General features: G+C 52.0%; 17 protein-coding genes. 9 read left to right on the top strand and 8 right to left on the bottom strand.

Translation table 11 applies throughout. The features are described 5' to 3' along the window. Window positions 1-111: 111 nt before the first annotated feature. Window positions 112-1749 (bottom strand): chaperonin GroEL, encoded by a 1638-nt coding sequence (gene groL, locus ABD949_RS09925; RefSeq protein ID WP_345243024.1) that lies wholly within the window; start codon window positions 1747-1749, stop codon window positions 112-114. Between the two features lie 97 nt (window positions 1750-1846). After that, window positions 1847-2143 carry a co-chaperone GroES gene (locus ABD949_RS09920; RefSeq protein ID WP_345243023.1) on the bottom strand — a complete coding sequence of 99 codons (297 nt, stop codon included), beginning with the start codon at window positions 2141-2143 and terminating at the stop codon, window positions 1847-1849. A 251-nt stretch (window positions 2144-2394) separates the two neighbouring features. On the opposite strand from ABD949_RS09920, the gene ABD949_RS09915 reads away from it, so the two are divergent. Next, window positions 2395-3105, top strand: a complete 711-nt coding sequence (locus ABD949_RS09915) for a hypothetical protein (protein WP_345243022.1) — start codon at window positions 2395-2397, stop codon at window positions 3103-3105. A 64-nt stretch (window positions 3106-3169) separates the two neighbouring features. Here ABD949_RS09915 and ABD949_RS09910 read toward each other — a convergent pair whose 3' ends face one another. Then, on the bottom strand, window positions 3170-4102 hold the full coding sequence (locus ABD949_RS09910; RefSeq protein ID WP_345243021.1) for a TatD family hydrolase: 933 nt from the start codon (window positions 4100-4102) through the stop codon (window positions 3170-3172). A gap of 177 nt (window positions 4103-4279) precedes the next feature. On the opposite strand from ABD949_RS09910, the gene ABD949_RS09905 reads away from it, so the two are divergent. Both ABD949_RS09905 and ABD949_RS09900 read left to right on the top strand, forming a co-directional pair. Then, window positions 4280-4969, top strand: a complete 690-nt coding sequence (locus tag ABD949_RS09905) for a DUF4136 domain-containing protein (RefSeq protein WP_345243019.1) — start codon at window positions 4280-4282, stop codon at window positions 4967-4969. Window positions 4970-4982: 13 nt separating this feature from the next. Then, window positions 4983-5642: a porin family protein gene (locus ABD949_RS09900; protein WP_345243018.1), complete on the top strand. Its 660-nt coding sequence runs from the start codon at window positions 4983-4985 to the stop codon at window positions 5640-5642. 41 nt (window positions 5643-5683) lie between these two features. Here the strand turns inward: ABD949_RS09900 and ABD949_RS09895 are convergent, their stop codons facing one another. The 4 genes from ABD949_RS09895 to rpsU all read right to left on the bottom strand — a co-directional run bounded on the left by ABD949_RS09895 (window position 5684) and on the right by rpsU (window position 8873). Continuing rightward, window positions 5684-6649 carry a sodium-dependent bicarbonate transport family permease gene (locus ABD949_RS09895; protein ID WP_345243017.1) on the bottom strand — a complete coding sequence of 322 codons (966 nt, stop codon included), beginning with the start codon at window positions 6647-6649 and terminating at the stop codon, window positions 5684-5686. Window positions 6650-6815: 166 nt separating this feature from the next. Next, entirely contained in the window at window positions 6816-7544 is a 729-nt protein-coding gene (locus ABD949_RS09890) for an EboA domain-containing protein (RefSeq protein WP_345243016.1), read from the bottom strand. A 9-nt stretch (window positions 7545-7553) separates the two neighbouring features. Further along, the gene (locus ABD949_RS09885; RefSeq protein WP_345243014.1) at window positions 7554-8441 is read right to left on the bottom strand and encodes a tyrosine-type recombinase/integrase; all 888 of its coding nucleotides are present in this window, start codon (window positions 8439-8441) and stop codon (window positions 7554-7556) included. A gap of 234 nt (window positions 8442-8675) precedes the next feature. Next, window positions 8676-8873 carry a 30S ribosomal protein S21 gene (rpsU, locus tag ABD949_RS09880; protein ID WP_345243012.1) on the bottom strand — a complete coding sequence of 66 codons (198 nt, stop codon included), beginning with the start codon at window positions 8871-8873 and terminating at the stop codon, window positions 8676-8678. 135 nt (window positions 8874-9008) lie between these two features. Here rpsU and ABD949_RS09875 point away from each other — a divergent pair, with 135 nt between their 5' ends. The 6 genes from ABD949_RS09875 (at window position 9009) to ABD949_RS09850 (ending at window position 14915) form a co-directional block, all read left to right on the top strand. Further along, entirely contained in the window at window positions 9009-9932 is a 924-nt protein-coding gene (locus ABD949_RS09875) for a Ppx/GppA phosphatase family protein (protein ID WP_345243009.1), read from the top strand. A 96-nt stretch (window positions 9933-10028) separates the two neighbouring features. Next, a complete protein-coding gene (locus ABD949_RS09870; RefSeq protein ID WP_345243007.1) occupies window positions 10029-10970 on the top strand; it encodes a sugar phosphate isomerase/epimerase family protein in 942 nt (313 codons plus the stop codon). A gap of 52 nt (window positions 10971-11022) precedes the next feature. Next, window positions 11023-11865, top strand: coding sequence for a caspase family protein (locus ABD949_RS09865; protein WP_345243005.1), 843 nt, complete (start codon window positions 11023-11025; stop codon window positions 11863-11865). 136 nt (window positions 11866-12001) lie between these two features. Continuing rightward, on the top strand, window positions 12002-12772 hold the full coding sequence (locus ABD949_RS09860; protein ID WP_345243003.1) for a hypothetical protein: 771 nt from the start codon (window positions 12002-12004) through the stop codon (window positions 12770-12772). A gap of 41 nt (window positions 12773-12813) precedes the next feature. Beyond that, window positions 12814-13647, top strand: a complete 834-nt coding sequence (locus tag ABD949_RS09855; RefSeq protein WP_345243001.1) for a caspase family protein — start codon at window positions 12814-12816, stop codon at window positions 13645-13647. A 41-nt stretch (window positions 13648-13688) separates the two neighbouring features. After that, a complete protein-coding gene (locus tag ABD949_RS09850; RefSeq protein WP_345242999.1) occupies window positions 13689-14915 on the top strand; it encodes a PKD domain-containing protein in 1227 nt (408 codons plus the stop codon). A gap of 6 nt (window positions 14916-14921) precedes the next feature. On the opposite strand, the gene ABD949_RS09845 is transcribed toward ABD949_RS09850, so the two are convergent. Then, window positions 14922-16616, bottom strand: a complete 1695-nt coding sequence (locus tag ABD949_RS09845; RefSeq protein WP_345242997.1) for a GMC oxidoreductase — start codon at window positions 16614-16616, stop codon at window positions 14922-14924. Window positions 16617-16667 lie beyond the last annotated feature (51 nt).

The raw sequence follows: 16667 nt of genomic DNA, 5'->3' as shown, positions 1-16667 counted from the left end.
TCGTTTTTATGGTATGTAGGCTTACTAATGTAGCTACATAGTTTATGGTACTAAAATAAGAAAGCCCCCGAATTTCGGGGGCTTTCTTATTTGTATTGGGCCGACTGATAATTACATCATGCCACCCATGCCGCCACCGTGCATACCTGCACCAGCGCCACCTTTATCTTCTTCCGGCTCATCGGCGATCAGACACTCAGTTGTGAGCAGCAGACCAGCGATTGAAGCCGCATTTTCCAGCGCCAGACGAGTTACCTTCTTCGGGTCAATTACGCCAGCCGCAAACAGGTCTTCGTAGGTATCAGTCTTGGCGTTGTAACCGTAGCCACCCTGACCTTCTTTCACCTTGTTGATGACGACTGAACCTTCGCCACCGGCGTTGGCTACGATCGTACGCAGCGGAGACTCCAGAGCAACGCGGATGATGTTCATACCCGTCGTTTCGTCTTCGTTGATGCCTTTCAGACCTTCCAGAGCAGACGTGGCACGGATCAGCGCTACACCACCGCCCGTCACGATGCCTTCTTCAACGGCAGCGCGGGTTGCGTGCAATGCATCGTCAACGCGGTCTTTCTTCTCCTTCATTTCTACTTCAGTGGCAGCACCGATGTACAGGATGGCAACACCACCTGACAGTTTCGCCAGACGCTCCTGCAGCTTCTCGCGATCGTAGTCAGACGTTGTGTTCTCGATCTGTGCTTTGATCTGGTTCACCCGGCCCTGGATGTCTTCCTTATGGCCGATACCGTTTACGATGGTCGTGTTGTCCTTGTCGATGATGATCTTCTCGGCCTGACCCAGGTACTCGATGGAAGCGTTCTCCAGTTTGAAGCCGCGCTCCTCGCTGATCACCTGACCACCGGTCAGAATGGCAATGTCTTCCAGCATGGCTTTCCGACGGTCACCGAAACCAGGAGCCTTTACGGCCGCTACTTTCAGGGCACCACGGATCTTGTTAACAACCAGCGTAGCCAGAGCCTCACCATCTACATCTTCGGCGATGATCAGCAACGGACGACCAGTCTGAGCAACCTGCTCCAGTACGGGCAGCAGTTCCTTCATGGAAGAAACTTTCTTCTCAGAGATCAGAATGAACGGACGATCCAGTTCGGCTTCCATTTTCTCCGTGTTCGTAACGAAGTACGGAGACAGGTAACCGCGGTCAAACTGCATACCTTCTACGGTCTTCACTTCGGTTTCGGTACCACGGGCTTCTTCTACCGTGATAACGCCTTCTTTGCCGACTTTCTTCATGGCCTCGGCAATCATGGTACCGATTTCCTCGTCGTAGTTAGCGGAGATGGTAGCCACCTGGGTGATTTTGCCGAAGTCGTCGCCAACGGTCTGCGCCTGCTCAGACAGGTTCGCTACAACAGCGTGTACGGCTTTGTCAATACCGCGCTTCAGGTCCATCGGGTTGGCACCGGCAGCTACGTTCTTTACACCGATTGAGTAGATAGCCTGCGCCAGTACAGTAGCGGTAGTAGTACCGTCACCAGCCTGGTCGGCCGTCTTGGAAGCAACTTCTTTCACCAACTGAGCACCCATGTTCTCCATGGCGTCCTTCAGTTCGATTTCTTTAGCTACGGTGACACCATCTTTGGTGATGGCCGGTGAACCAAATTTCTTGTCGAGGATAACGTTACGGCCTTTAGGACCCAGCGTAACTTTTACGGCGTCAGCCAGGGTATCAACACCCTTCTTTACTTTCTCACGGGCGTCCGTATCGAAAAATATTCTTTTAGGCATAGTTGTAGGGAAATTAAAATGTTACTGAAAAACGTCAGAATCGGATGGCCGAAGCCAGTGAAAACGCTACATCACGTTTTCAGATACCTGCCGGCAATTAGATAATCGCGAAGATATCCGACTCACGCATGATCAGGTACTCTCTGCCTTCAACAGTGATTTCCGTTCCGGCATATTTGCCATACAGTACGGTATCGCCCACCTTAACCGTCAGGGGCTCGTCTTTCTTGCCAGTACCAATGGCTACTACCGTTCCACGCTGCGGCTTTTCTTTCGCTGTGTCAGGAATGATAATACCAAACGCGGTTTTTTCTTCAGCCGGGGCCGGTTCTACCAGTACCCGGTCAGCCAGCGGTCTCACGTTCACTGTCACGCTTTCCGTTGCTGTAGTCATAATTGTGATTGATTAAGGTTAAAAATGAATATGTTACGTGCTAACGTTTCCACTTCCCCGCTTGCCAACTATTGTGCCAATTCACGTAATCTGTCATACTCTGCCAAATTTTCAGGATGGGAGTCTGGGCTGGTCGGATATGCTGAATCTTAGCCAATGGCTCTGAAACGGCAAACACTATTTGGCAGATAGTGATTTTTTAAGTATATTATCCGGGTACAACCAAAAAGCCCAACCGTTAATTGACAGTTATGAAAAAATTACAGCCTGACTGGTTGACGCAGGGATGGATTGATGCCGAATACAAAAAATATGTCGTTATGGCATACTTACAAGCGGTAAAGCAGAACTTCTCTGACCGGAAGTTGTGCCCTGATCTACCGGAGCTTCGTCGCCATTACGAAGCAGGTCTTCATTTTCGGCGGTGCAAAGGTACGCTAAATGCCTCCTTTCCCAAACAAGTCGACCGAATTGACGTCAAATCCCGCACCATCACCTATAAAACTGAGGTAACGGACGATGCGTACCTGTCGGAAGTAGACGCTATTATGGATTTTGCCCTGCCGCGTTTTCATGAGGCACTGACAGAAGGGCAGCATCTGTGGCGGCGTATTGCCGCGTCACTGACACTGGAACCCATCGGTCTATTGCCACTCCGGCCCGACGAAGGCTATTTGCTGATTCACCGGAATACCCAATCGGAAACGCTGGTGTATTACTTCTGCCTGACGCTGTATGATGAGAATGAACCGGGCGGACGCATTGTGCAGTTCCGGTTTTTGGAGAAGACCCGCAAAAGCCTGGGGCATACGTTCGAGCACATGAAGCTGGACCTGGTCCGGCGCTACCGCCATCTACCCAACCCGGCTACCTTTATGCTGGAAGCCCGGCGCAGTTACCCGGTCGAAGAGACGCTGCTGCCCATTGCCCGGCAGCTGATTGCGCTGCGGGCAACGGGATGATAAGAGAATGATGAATGATTGGCTGCATCAACTCATTCATAACTCATCATTAATAATTAAAAAGTTAGCGTATTGTAATTGACTCCTTCGCGATTCCTGGGGCTTGGCCACCGCGGAGGATAGTGCTGCCGTTGAATTTCTGGCTCTGGTCGATGGTCAGAGGCTGCTCCAGTTCTTCGAGGCTGAGTTGGCCGCTTTGGGCAAAGGCGGTGACGGCGTTTTCGAAGGTGACCATGCGGATGTCGTGGTCGGAGATACCTTTTTGCTTCATCAAAGCGGCTGTCTTCGGTACGGCCAGCGGGTCGCTGATACCCCAGTCGCAGGCCGAGTTGACCATGATGCGGTTGCTGCCGTACTGTTTTACGATCTCAACCATTCGCTCGTTACCCATTTTGGTGAACGGGTAAATGGTAAAGCCGGCCCAGAATCCCCGGTCGAGTACCTCTTTTACCGTCTCCTCGTTGTTATGGTCCACGATGACCATGCCGGGGTCAAGGCCGTGTTCAATGGCAATGTCCATGCTGCGCGTAGTTCCCCGTTTTTTATCGCGGTGGGGCGTGTGAATCTGCACCGGCAGGTTGGCTTCCTTCGCCAGTTCCAGTTGCGCCCGGTAATACTTTTCTTCGGCGGGGGTTTGGTCATCGAAACCAATTTCACCCACACCGACTACGCCTTCTTTATAAATGAATAAGGGTAGAATCTCCATTACCTGCTCGGCCAGCTCTACCTGATTTGACTCTTTGGAGTTCAGACCAATGGTGCAATAGTGCCGGATACCAAACTGCGACGACCGGAAACGCTCCCAGCCGACTAGGCTGGCAAAATAATCCCGAAATGAATCCACACCCGTACGGGGTTGTCCCAGCCAGAAGGCGGGTTCAATAACGGCCACAATACCGGCATCAGCCATGGCCTGGTAATCGTCGGTGGTGCGGGAACTCATATGCGCGTGCATGTCGAAGAACTTCATGCCGCGGATGTCATCTAAAAAGTCCATGAGGTTAGCGTTTTAATGAGGGGCAGGTGCCCAGAGAATGCCTGCCCGCAAAGTTCAACAGAAAGTACTTTTTATCAATGTTACGGCAAAAATTTACCAGCAGGCTATTACTGGAATACTAAACCAGTAGACTAATTTGATAGTTAATACAATAACGTTTGAAAAACTCTTGTGACGATGATACCTATAGCACGAAAACTTCGCTTGGGAACCATGGCCGCCCTCATTGGGCTTGTTGTCGGCGGCAGCCTGGTTTCCTGTCGGGATAATGCACTGGATGACCTGAGTGTGGAGGATAGTCAGGTGTTTATAACCAATTATGACCGCTCCATTAATTTTGGCCAATACCGTACGTATAGCCTGCCGGATTCGGTTGTGGTGACGTCCAATGACCGTGCTCAGCCCTCTCTAACGCTGGCTGAGCGGCAGGTGGTAAATCAGGTCGCTCAAAACCTGACTAACCGCGGCTTTCAGCGGGTGGGCAGAGGGGAGAAGGCCGATCTGGGCGTAGCGGTAATCCGGGTAAATAACGTCTATACTGGCGTTACGACGAATCCGTACTCCAATTATTACATGAACTACTGGGGAGGTGGGTTCGGCCCCGGCTTTGGCCCTGGGTTGGGTGGCTTCTACCCGTACTACCAGAACTACTACAGTTTCTACCAGGTGCAGGAGAATTACTGGTTAATTGAAATGGTGGATCTGAAGAATGGTCCGGTTAGTACTGGCACGGGTTCCAATCAGAATCAACTGCGGGTAATTTTCCAGGCTCAGGTGAGAGGTGACGGCATTTTTGATGAACAGTCCGTCAATCAGATTGTCAACGCAGTGTTCAACCAGGCACCGTATCTGCAAACGGGCCAATAATTGAAATCAGGATATGAAAAAGATATGTTTGATGCTGTTGCTGGCCGTGCCGGTAACCCTAGCGCTGGCGCAGGATGATTATATTGGAGCACCCAGGGTAAGTTTTGAGACGCCGTTCAACCGCTATGTCACCTTTAATATATCGGCACATTATGGCGTAGCCATTCCGATGGGTACGCAAACGGATTATATCAACCGGATTTCTCCGACGAATGCCGTCATGCAGCTGGAGTGGATGTTTCCGCAACGGTTTTCGCTCGGTCTGAAGTCGGGCTACCAGTATACCCAGCAGCGGCTGGGCCGTCAGGTTTATCAATTCGATACGGAGACGGTATCTGCGGTGCAGACCCGGACGCTAACTATGATTCCGGCACTGGCTACGGCTGCCTTCTACTTCACGGACAATGCTGCGGCTTTCCGGCCGTATGTGCAGATAGGCGGAGGAGTAGCCAGGGTAAACTACACAACCTTCTGGGGTACACTGGCCGATCAGCAGGCTAACTTCCGCGGAGCCATCGCCCCAGCTGTTGGTTTCAAGCTATTTGGTCGGCGTGAAGGAGGGCTGGGGCTTGATGTGCAGGCGCAATACCAGCAGGTATTCTTTAAGTACAACGAAATTAACAACAGTCAGAATCTGCTGCTTTCGGCCGGTCTGACGTATCGCTGGTACTAATTCAGTACATTAAAACTAACCCCGGCACCTGCCGGGGTTTTTTATAAAATACCTGCGAGATAGTAATAAAGCGGAATCCCGATTACAATATTAAAAGGAAAGGTAACCGCCAGCGCCATTGGAATATACAGGCCGGGATCTGCCTGGGGTATGGCTAGTCGCAAAGCAGCCGGAACGGCAATGTAGGACGCACTGGCTGCCAGTATTGCCAGCAGGAAGGTGTTGCCGGTATGGATGCCAAACGCGTGGCAGATCAGGATGACCAGGCAGGCATTCAGCAACGGCATAATGATACCGAAACCGGTCAGGAACCAACCTGCATTTCTGAAGGCCTTTATGCGCTGGGCGGCCAGAATACCCATATCGAGCAGGAACAGGGCCAGAAAACCCTTAAAGATATCGCTGGTAAAAGGTTTTATACCCTCGGCCTGTTTTTCGTCTGAGACGATGCCGATGATCAGACTGCCCAGAATCATCAGGACCGAGCCGTTGCTGAAGCCCTCTTTGATTATGTTTTTCAGAGAGTGGTGCTGGGCGGTAGTATCATCCGAAAATAGCCGGATCAGCACTACGCCGATAATAATGGCCGGGGACTCCATCAGCGCCATGGCCGCGACCATGTGGCCGCCGAAGGCAATACCCTTATCGGCCAGAAAACTGCTGGCGGTGACAAACGTAACGGCGCTGACAGAGCCATAGGTAGCGGCCACAGCTCCGGCATCGTATACCCCAAGTCGCTTTCTCAGCACAAAAAAGCTGGTAACAGGAGCCAGTAGGGCCATGAAAATAGCAATACCCAATGTGGTGGCTACTTCGGTGGTGAGACCGCTGTGAGCCAGTTCCATACCGCCTTTGAAGCCAATAGAGAACAAGAGATAGAGCGATACGAATTTTGAGATTTGAGAGGGGATTTCCAGATCGGATTTAACAAATACCGCTGAAACCCCCAATACGAAAAAGAGCAGTGTCGGGTTTGTGAGATTACTGACAACTAAGCTTAAATCCATGGTAGGTATATCTGAACGCTTCCGGTAGTGAGAAGCGGTGCAAATATAGGTTTGATAGTAAAACTATCAATATTGTTTTTAAAACTTTCAAGCAAGTATTGGTATAATGCAAAAAGCCTGACTCCCAGAGGGCCAGGCTTACCGATAAGAGTAGTCAAACGGAATGCTACTGATCAAATAGCTGCGTTAACTCCGCTTTATTCTGGTCAGTCACAAAGGGTTTGACCAGATGCCAGAGGTTGGGATGGATACTGCGCCCCGCTGCCTTACGCTCACGGGCGTAGTCGATCACAATCTGGGCCAGATTTTCGTTCGTGCGCTGTTCAAAATCGATAATTTGTGTAACATCTTTCTCGGTAAAGAAAGCTTTCATGACCAGTTGGTTCCAGGCGAGTTCATCAAGGTAGTCAGCGGGGTAGGGGTTGCGCAGCATAATGGCCGCCTGCACATCGCCAATGTTGTTGCGCACACCCTCAGAGGCCTGGAATCGCCAGGCTTCCGGAAACGCCAGTACCGGCAAGGCCGAATACAGGGCAACCAGTTCATTCAGCTCCGCAGACTTAAAAAGCTCGGTGATCGTCTTTACGTAGGAAGATTCGTCTTCGGCGGGTAGTTGCAGCAGCCACCACACCCGTGCCAGCCGGTCGAGGGTCCAGCTGTGTACCTGAAAGCCGGGCCGAAGCTGGTTCAGTGCATCGGCAATATCGGTCGGAACCGTTACCGGTGCTTTGCCGGTAAAGCGGGGTAGTGAGGTAAATATGCGGTAGAAGACGGCCGTTTGCGGATTTTGCCGGAACATATCGGCCTGCTGACGAAGCCAGGTAACCGCTTTTTCGGCATTCGGTTGTTGTTCAATCAGGCGAAACAGGGTATCGCGGAGGGTTAGGGTATCCATGCCGCAAATCTAATCGGACTTTGCTTTCGGGTGGGCCTGGTCGTATGTTTTTTTCAGCTGCTCGATGCTGTTGTGCGTATAAATCTGGGTAGCGGCCAGACTGGTATGCCCCAGCAGATCTTTGATGGCGTTGAGATCGGCCCCCCGGTTGAGCAGGTGGGTAGCGAAAGTATGCCGGAGTACGTGCGGACTTTTTTTCTCCAGCGTTGTTACCAGCGTCAGGTATTTCTTGACGATACGCTGAATCAGTACCGGGTAGGCGGCAATACCCTGATCGCTCACCAGCAGAATAGTGGCATCGGCTTTCCCTTCGAAAAAGGTTTCCTTCAACCGCAGATAATCCTGCACCAGTTTGAAGAGTGGCTGACTAAGCGGCACAATACGGTGTTTGTTGCGCTTGCCCAGGACAATGATGGTTTTTTCGTACAAATTGACATCCGTCGTTTTCAGGCCAACGAGTTCGCTCAGGCGGATGCCGGTGCCGTAAAGAAGCTCAAGGACCAGTTTGTCCCGCACGCCCATAAAATCGTCCGGAAACTCAATGTCGTCGAGCAGGGTGGCCATGGGCTTTTCTTCGACAAAGACGGGGATCTTGCGGTTGACCTTCAGCGCCTGGATTTTGAGCATCGGGTTGGTATCAACTACCTTATGACGCAGCAGGAACTCAAAGAAATTTCGGAGGGTAGCGATCTTGCGGTTCACCGATGTCTTGTCCATCCCCTCCTCAACCAGGCTCACCACCCACGAGCGAATCATCTGGAAATCGGCCTGCTCCGGCTTGTCCAGTTCATACTGCGTACGTAAATAGTCCTGAAACTGCTCCAGGTCATTCTTGTAAGCCGTGTAGGTATGGTGGCTCAGGCGTTTTTCGTACCGTATGTAGTCTAGGTAATTCAATCTTGAGCTGGGGTGTTTACAAGATCATAAAGATTGAACAGGATTCTGGTTAAACCTACCAAAGTCCCGCTTTTTTATCCGGTACATCCTTTCGATCCGGTGGAAGTCCTGCGGGGCCGCCCGGCGGTTCATAGACAACAAAAAAGCAGCAGACATTGCTGTCTGCTGCCATTCATGCTTTTGTTACCGGTAATCAGTGTATGGTCAACTGCGCGCTAGTTGACGTACAGATGATTACTGCTCAGTGTGCTTGCCGTACATCTTCTCTTTGTAAACCGCACGGATGATCTCATGCCGGCGCTTTACAGACGGTTTTTCGAAAGCCGTCCGAGAACGAAGTTCGCGCAAAACGCCCGTCTTCTCGAATTTCTTCTTGAAGCGCTTCAGGGCTTTGTCAATCGACTCGTTTTCTTTTACATTAACAATAATCATATCCGGATAGTAATTGAATTTTTACACAAAACGGGTAGCAAAGGTACATCCTATAAAGGAAAGAATCAAGCTGCAGCGCGGTTTGTGCTGAAGTTGATTTATACTTGCAGCGCATTTTATCCAATGTTTGTGCCTATGAAGCAGGCTGTCATTGACCTTGGCACCAATACCTTTCACCTGATGATTGTCGGCAGACAGCCCGACGGAACGTACCAGACGCTCTTCCGCGAAAGCCGGCCCGCCAAAATTGGCCAGGCGGGTATCAACCAGGGCTTTATTGCCGCCGATGCTATTGAGCGGGCCCTGACGGTGCTTACGTATTTCCAGGATGTGCTCAATACCTTTGACATTCCACCGGAGCAGGTGGTGGCTATCGGGACCAGTGCCATCCGCGTCGCCGGCAATCAAGCTGATTTTATAGCGAAAGTGAAAAACGCCACCGGGTTTGACATCCAGGTTATCTCTGGTGATCAGGAGGCCCAATACATCTACTACGGAGTTCGGGCATCGGGGGCGCTGGGTGCTGAAACGGCATTGATTATGGACATCGGCGGTGGCAGTGTCGAATTCATTATCGGCAACCGGGACCGCGTTTTCTGGAAGCAGAGCTTTGAAATTGGCGGGCAGCGGCTCCGTGAGCGCTTTATGACTACGGACCCGATCAGCCCTACGGCCGTCCGGCGGCTGCACGACTATTTTCAGGAACAGCTGCTGCCGCTGGCCAATGCCGTACACCAATATAGTCCAGGGGTGCTGGTTGGGTCGTCCGGCACCTTCGATACGCTGGTGGATATGCAGCATATGCACGAGTGGGGCCAGTGGCCGGAGCAAGGCCAGTCGGCGTTTGACCTGCCGCTGGCGGAGTTTTACCGCTCGTATGAACTGCTCATCACCCGCAACCACGCAGAACGGATGCAACTGCTCGGCATGATTGAATTGCGGGTCGACATGATCGTGGTCGCCGTTTGCCTGATCGATTATGTCTTGAAAACGTTTGGGATCCGGTCAATTCAGGTGTCTACCTACGCTTTGAAAGAGGGGGTTCTGGCTGTTCATTAGATCATACAGGCCTGAACAGCAAACGACATTCTGGTTGCAAATGTCCCATAAGCCTGTTAACTTGATTACCAATTTATCATTATCCGCTACCCATACATGCCAGCTACGCGCCGAAACTTTCTTCAATCACTCGCCGGTATAGCCGGAGCCACGTATCTCGCCGATTCGCCGGTGCTGGCCAACCTACCTGCCGCCGACCAGCTCTACATTGCCTGTAACGCGTATACCTGGCATACCTTTTATCAACGGGCCGGCAAAGACTGGTACGCCAACCTGGATGCTTCCCTGGCGGACTTTGCCAGTTCGGGTATCCAGGGGTATGAGCCTTCGGTGAACACGGCCGCCGATTTTAAAGCGCTGGCTCCGCTGCTGAAAAAGTACAACCTGGAGATGCGCTCCATTTACGTAAACAGCACGCTCCATACGGCTGAAGACGCAGATAAAACGATACAGAACGTAACGGCTATTGCTGATGCGGCCCGTCCGCTGGGGGTAAAGATTGTTGTAACCAATCCAAACCCGCTCCGCTGGGGGACCAATCCGGCCGATAAATCCGACGAAGACCTGAATATACAGGCGCAGAACCTGAACCGCCTGGGGGCCGAGCTCCGCAAGCGTGGTATGGTACTGGCCTACCACACGCACGACATGGAAATGCGTAACGCAGCCCGTGAGTTTCACCACATGCTGTTAGCCACCGATCCGCAGAATGTGTCACTTTGTCTGGATGTCCACTGGATTTTCCGGGGTTCCGGTAATTCGCAGGTAGCCCTGTTCGACATTGTGAAGCAATACGGCAAGCGCATCACCGAACTCCACCTGCGGCAGTCGAAAGGGGGGATCTGGACCGAGACCTTTGGGGAGGGCGATATTGATTATGCCCGGCTGGTAAAGGCGTTACAGGCCACGGGCATACGCCCGATGCTGGTGCTGGAGCAATGCCTCGAAAAGCAGTCGCCCAATACCATGGATGCCAGGACGGCCCACCGGCAGGACCTAGCCTACGCCAAGACCTTGTTCAGTACGTTTGCCGGGTAATACGTATAGCTGTGCAGGTTAGGGAATAGTTCAACCTCAACTCCTTACCGCTATGAAATATGTTTTTCTTTTTCTTTTCGGACTCATATTCCCTGCCTGCGCTCAGGAAAAGCAGATCGATACATTTAAAAGTAAATCGAAGCAGCTGAATACCAGTGATCTGTTTTCAGACCCCAAACCACCCTCCTCATCCGAGAAGCGGCTTGCTCTGGTAATTGGCAATGGTAGTTACCCTGGGATAAGCCAGCTGACGAATGCCGTTACGGATGCCCAGGAGGTAGCCAGGTCACTGGAAGAAATCGGGTTTGAGGTTATGCTCCGTACAGACCTGAACAAACAGGGCATTAACCAGGCCATCAGGGACTTTAACGAGCGATTAGCCGATTACCCAACGGCTATGTTTTATTATACCGGTCATGGCGTTCAGCACGAGGGAATTAATTACCTGGTACCCGTCGATGCTGACCCCCACAGCGAGGCTGATATCACCAAAGAATGTGAGCCGGTAAACCACTTCGTAGCGATGATGGAAGAGGCCCGTACAGGTACCAATATAGTAGTGCTGGATGCCAGCTATACCAATCCATTTACCCGAAGCCTGGGCCGGGGCGCAGGTACGAAAGGGTTAGCCAGTATGATGCCCCCGCAAGGTACGTACATCGCCTATGCAACAACACCAGGGCAGACGGCGGCTAGTGGGTCGGGCAGTAATGGTTTGTACACGCAGGCTTTTGTGAAAGCGATCAAATTTACGAATTTAACAATAGAAGAAGTGTTTAAACGCGTGCGGCAGGAAGTAACCCAGAAAAGCGACCGGAAGCAGACGCCCTGGGAGTCGTCGGCATTGGTAGGTGAATTCTATTTTATTCGTCAGGCGCTGATTCCCAAACGATAAGTGGCCGGACATTAGCTTGCTTTAAAGTCTGAAGGGTATTAGTTTAGTAATAGATTGATGGCGATGGAGTAATAAAACAAGTAGGCGAAGGTTCATAGTGGGTAAAACAGATAAGGTGGTCTAACTACAACGTCCTATGAAACACCTGATACGCGTCGGTTCACTCAATATAGGCATCCTTCTATGGGCTTTTGTTGCCTGTGCGCAGCAACAATCGTCTGCAACCAACATCCGCTTTCGTATTGATAACACCCTGCGTAAGGTGGTTATTGAGTATGACCTGCCCAGTGTACAGCCGGAGGATTCTCTGTATGTTGAGTTACAAACTGCCTCCGGCGCTACGATCCGGCCATTGACCGTTACCGGCGATGTAGGTAAAAGACTGCGGCCCGGCCTGAACAAGACTGTGTACTGGGACGTTTTGCGCGACAATATAAAACTGAACGAAGATGTGCAGGTGATTATCCGGCTGGCGCGGACCATCCCGGTTACCAAAGCCACTCCGCGGCCGGAATCCGCTCAGCCGGCTCAAAGTCGCCCTGCTACTTCTCTACCGGGGTCGGAGGCTGTAAAACCAGCTATTCTGCCGATTGCCGGCTGGGTAGCCACGGGAGGGCTGGCTGTTTATAGCTTCATTCTGGCCTCTGGTATCAACAAAGATGTTAACGAATACAATGCCGCTCCCAGAGAGGTGGCCGATCAGGCGGAACTGGCCCGATATAATCAGTTAAAGGCGCAGGTTGACCGTCGCAAAGGGACGTTTTACGTCGTAGCCGGAGCGGCAGCGGCACTGGCGGTTGCTAATGTAGTGTACAGGGTGGTAAAGAAACCCAAACACACGATCATGTCGCTTAACCTGCAGCCAGGTACGCGGATACCTACACTGGGTTTGGCCAGAACGTTTTAACCTAACGGAACCAGCCTGCTTTTGCTCACCAGATAGATCCTATGACACGTTTTCTCATTTATCTTGCTGTGTTCGGACTGTCGTTTCCTGTCTGGGGACAGGAGAAAAAGATAGATACCTTTAAGAGTAACTCTAAGCTCTTAAACACCAGCGAACTGTTCGCTGAACCGGCCAGGACATCTACGGTGGCCGAGAAACGCCTGGCTCTGGTGATCGGTAACGCCAGCTATCCGGGTGCAAGCCGGCTGATGAATGCGGTGAACGACGCCCAGGATGTGGCCAAATCGCTGGAGGAGGTTGGCTTTACCGTTATGTTGCGGACCGATCTGGACAAGCGTGGTATCAATCAGGCTGTGAAAGATTTCGGTGAGCAGTTGGCACATTACCAGGTAGGTATGTTTTACTACGCCGGCCATGGCGTTCAGCACAATGGAACGAACTACCTGGTACCGGTTGATGCTGATCCCCGCAGTGAGGCTGACATTGCTTATGAGTGTGAACCAGCCGAGCGCATCGTGGCAAAGATGGAAGAAGCCCGCACCCGCACCAACATTGTGGTACTGGATGCGTGTCGCAACAATCCGTTTACCCGGAGTCTGAGCCGGGGTGGAGACAACAAAGGACTAGCCTCTATGATGGCTCCGCAGGGTACATATATCGCCTACTCAACGGCGCCGGGTCAGACGGCGGCCGACGGATCAGGACGTAACGGCTTGTACACGCAGGCCTTCCTCAGGGTAGTCAGGCAGCCTAATCTGACCATTGAGGAAGTATTTAAGCAGGTGCGTATCGAAGTGACCCAGAAAAGTGATCGTAAGCAAACACCCTGGGAGTCATCGTCGCTGGTTGGTGATTTTTACTTCTACCGTAAATAGAATCTTCCGTCCTGCTATTCATTCTTACAGACTCCTTCACCATGAGATCCTACCTTTATCTTCTTGTGCTGTTTGCCGGTTTCGCAGGCGGATGCTCTAAATGGAGCCTGGAGCCAAAACAGTTAATCTCCGGTCCACCCGTGGCTAAGTTCACAGTATCGAACAATAACTGCATTGCAACCTGCACCGTGACATTTACCAATGAATCGACCAATGCTACTTCTTATGAGTGGGACTTTGGTGATGGCAGTACCTCTACGCAGACTAATCCTTCCAAGCAATATACCCAGGCCGGTACGTTTACCGTTAAGCTAACGGCCAATAGCCCTGGGGGAAGTAATACCGCTCAGCAGACGGTTACAATCAGTTCGTCATCCCTCAATTTTGTCTGGCAGCGGATTGCCGACTTTCCCGGCCTTCCGCGTTCAGATGCCGGGGTTTTCGTCATTGGAAATAAGGCATACCTGGCAGGGGGAAACTTGGGTGGGGAGAATCAGACGGATGAACTCTGGGAGTTTGATGCCGGAGCAAACCGGTGGAATCTAAAGCGAAGCTTACCCAGAAGAGGAGCTTATGCAACTGGTTTTGCTTACAACAATATTGGTTATCTGACAGGAATGTTTACCGTCAAGCAGGCGGTTCCGGGAGAAGTGCTGGTATACAACCAATCAACTGATCAGTGGGCAACCCGAACGGATTCCCGGATGAATCGTACGTTTTGTTCGGCCTGTGTGCTGGGGGATAAAGCATATATCGGCGTTGGTCAAACCAATGACGGGAGCCAGTCTGTTGCTCAGACCGGGCTATTGGAATATAATATGTCAGCCGGATCATCGGCTCTGATCCCGGCTACGGGAATGGGAAGCCGATTGGATGGTCGCCTGGGGCCCGTTATGTTCCCTTATAACGGCAAATGCATTATCGGTGGGGGAGCGCTGGTCAGTAATGATATTGTTTCATTCCCCCTGTCCTTTGTTGAATTTAACCCTAACTCAGCGACCAAGTTTGATGGCAGGCCCGATATGTCTCGTTCAATAATAAGATTTGTACATTTGGCAGGCCGCACCTTTGGTTTTACAGAGAGTAATACCCAGATCTATGAGTACAAAAATGATAACTGGGAACTACTGCCCTCGGCTCAATCCAATGCTCCACCGGTACAGATCGGGGCTGTTGGCTTTTCCATCGGTAACACATTTTATCTCGGATTGGGCAGTGACCAGAATGGCGTGAGAAATAAAGAGGTCTGGACTTTGAAACTTAATTAATTCCGGCTACGACTGCTTCAGCGTTTTTACGGCATAATCGCAGGCGCGGGCGGTGAGGGCCATGTAGGTCAGCGAGGGGTTTACGCTGGAGCATGAGGTCATGCAGGCCCCGTCGGTGACAAAGACGTTCGGGACGGCGTGCAGCTGATTACGGGCGTTCAGCACCGAGGTTTTCGGGTCGCGGCCCATGCGGGCGGTACCCATCTCGTGTACCGTCGACATCGGTTCCGGATTGCCGATGGTGATGCGTACGTCTTTAAAGCCGGTTTTTTCAAGGATTTCGACGGCCTGGTTCATGGCGTCTTTCGACATTTGCCGCTCGTTGTCTTTCCACTCAAAGTGAATTTCCGGCACCGATACGCCCCATTTATCCTTCACCGTTTGGCTGGGTCTGACAAAATTACCGTGGTCCGGTAACTGCTCACCAAATGAAGTAAGCGACATGGTCCAGTGGTCGGCCGGCCGGGATACAAATTCTTTCAGTTCCGCCCCAAAGCCAGGGCCATCAGCCGGATTGTTGCGGGGGCGGGAGGCTCCACCCTGGTAGTTGTAGCCCCTGGTAAAATGGGGGTGTTTGTCGGTGACGTTCCGGAAGCGGGGCACGTAAATGCCATTGGCCCGGCGGCCGTAATAGTACTGGTCGGCAAAGCCTTCGTAGCGGCCGTTCACCTGCGTTTTGTGGTGCGTCATCAGGTTATGCCCCAATTCGCCGGAATCGTTACCCAGCCCATTCGGGAACCGGTCTGAGACGGAGTTGAGCAGAATCATGGCCGTGCTGATGGTGCTGGCGTTCAGGAAAATGACTTTGGCGAAATATTCGTAGGTTTTGCCGGTTTCGGCATCGAGCACTGTTACCCCTTTGGCCCGTTTGGTTTTCTCGTCGTACAGCACATTCAGCACGATGCTCTGCGGGCGTAGGGTTAGCCGGCCGGTTTGCATGGCAACGGGTATAGTAGCCGCATTGCTGCTGAAATAGCCGCCAAACGGACAACCCCGGTCGCACATATTGCGGAACTGGCAGAGCCCCCGATTACCCACCGGCTGCGTCAGGTTGGCTACCCGGCCAATAATGATCCGGCGGTCGCCGTACAGTTGCTGCACCTGCCCGGCTACGTGCTTTTCCAGGCAGTTCATCTGCATGGGTGCAATGTAATCACTGTCCGGCAGATGCGGCATGTTCTCTTTGGTGCCGCTGACGCCGACAAACTTCTCGACATAGCGGTACCAGGGTTCAATGTCTTTGTAACGGATAGGCCAGTCGACTCCGGCTCCATCTTTCAGATTGGCTTCAAAGTCAAGGTCACTCCACCGGTATACCTGCCGACCCCACGTCAGCGAACGCCCTCCCACCTGATGACCCCGTGGCCAGACAAATACTTCGTTACGGGTCTGCACATAGGGGCTTTCCTGTTCATCAACGTAAAAGTGCTTGTTGCCCTCGTTAACGCCATAATTCCGCATCGTCAGCCGGTATTTCTCGCTCTCGTTCAGCGACAGACGGCCGTGGTGGGCCATATCCCAGGGGGCCTGCTGGGCAGTGGGGTAGTCGGTGACGTGTTTTACATCCCGGCCCCGCTCCAGCAGTAAGGTTTTCAGGCCTTTTTGGGTGAGTTCCTTAGCGGCCCAGCCTCCGCTGATGCCGGAGCCAACAACAATGGCATCGTAGGTATTCTGGGCGGTGGCTTTTACGTTCAGCAACATAGAGACAAGTGGGTAACGCTTTACTCTAAAAGCAGTTGGTCAGCCAATTCT

Origin of the sequence: Nibrella saemangeumensis (genome assembly GCF_039541915.1) — a bacterium.
Taxonomy (GTDB): Bacteria; Bacteroidota; Bacteroidia; order Cytophagales; family Spirosomataceae; genus Nibrella; species Nibrella saemangeumensis.
This window is presented reverse-complemented; position numbering and strand designations above follow the sequence as displayed.

Excerpts from the sequence above, each read along its gene's own strand:
- groL (WP_345243024.1), bottom strand. The coding sequence starts at position 1,749 with ATGCCTAAAAGAATATTTTTCGATACGGACGCCCGTGAGAAAGTAAAG.
- ABD949_RS09920 (WP_345243023.1), bottom strand. The coding sequence starts at position 2,143 with ATGACTACAGCAACGGAAAGCGTGACAGTGAACGTGAGACCGCTGGCT.
- ABD949_RS09915 (WP_345243022.1), top strand. The coding sequence starts at position 2,395 with ATGAAAAAATTACAGCCTGACTGGTTGACGCAGGGATGGATTGATGCC.
- ABD949_RS09910 (WP_345243021.1), bottom strand. The coding sequence starts at position 4,102 with ATGGACTTTTTAGATGACATCCGCGGCATGAAGTTCTTCGACATGCAC.
- ABD949_RS09905 (WP_345243019.1), top strand. The coding sequence starts at position 4,280 with ATGATACCTATAGCACGAAAACTTCGCTTGGGAACCATGGCCGCCCTC.
- ABD949_RS09900 (WP_345243018.1), top strand. The coding sequence starts at position 4,983 with ATGAAAAAGATATGTTTGATGCTGTTGCTGGCCGTGCCGGTAACCCTA.
- ABD949_RS09895 (WP_345243017.1), bottom strand. The coding sequence starts at position 6,649 with ATGGATTTAAGCTTAGTTGTCAGTAATCTCACAAACCCGACACTGCTC.
- ABD949_RS09890 (WP_345243016.1), bottom strand. The coding sequence starts at position 7,544 with ATGGATACCCTAACCCTCCGCGATACCCTGTTTCGCCTGATTGAACAA.
- rpsU (WP_345243012.1), bottom strand. The coding sequence starts at position 8,873 with ATGATTATTGTTAATGTAAAAGAAAACGAGTCGATTGACAAAGCCCTG.
- ABD949_RS09875 (WP_345243009.1), top strand. The coding sequence starts at position 9,009 with ATGAAGCAGGCTGTCATTGACCTTGGCACCAATACCTTTCACCTGATG.
- ABD949_RS09870 (WP_345243007.1), top strand. The coding sequence starts at position 10,029 with ATGCCAGCTACGCGCCGAAACTTTCTTCAATCACTCGCCGGTATAGCC.
- ABD949_RS09865 (WP_345243005.1), top strand. The coding sequence starts at position 11,023 with ATGAAATATGTTTTTCTTTTTCTTTTCGGACTCATATTCCCTGCCTGC.
- ABD949_RS09860 (WP_345243003.1), top strand. The coding sequence starts at position 12,002 with ATGAAACACCTGATACGCGTCGGTTCACTCAATATAGGCATCCTTCTA.
- ABD949_RS09855 (WP_345243001.1), top strand. The coding sequence starts at position 12,814 with ATGACACGTTTTCTCATTTATCTTGCTGTGTTCGGACTGTCGTTTCCT.
- ABD949_RS09850 (WP_345242999.1), top strand. The coding sequence starts at position 13,689 with ATGAGATCCTACCTTTATCTTCTTGTGCTGTTTGCCGGTTTCGCAGGC.
- ABD949_RS09845 (WP_345242997.1), bottom strand. The coding sequence starts at position 16,616 with ATGTTGCTGAACGTAAAAGCCACCGCCCAGAATACCTACGATGCCATT.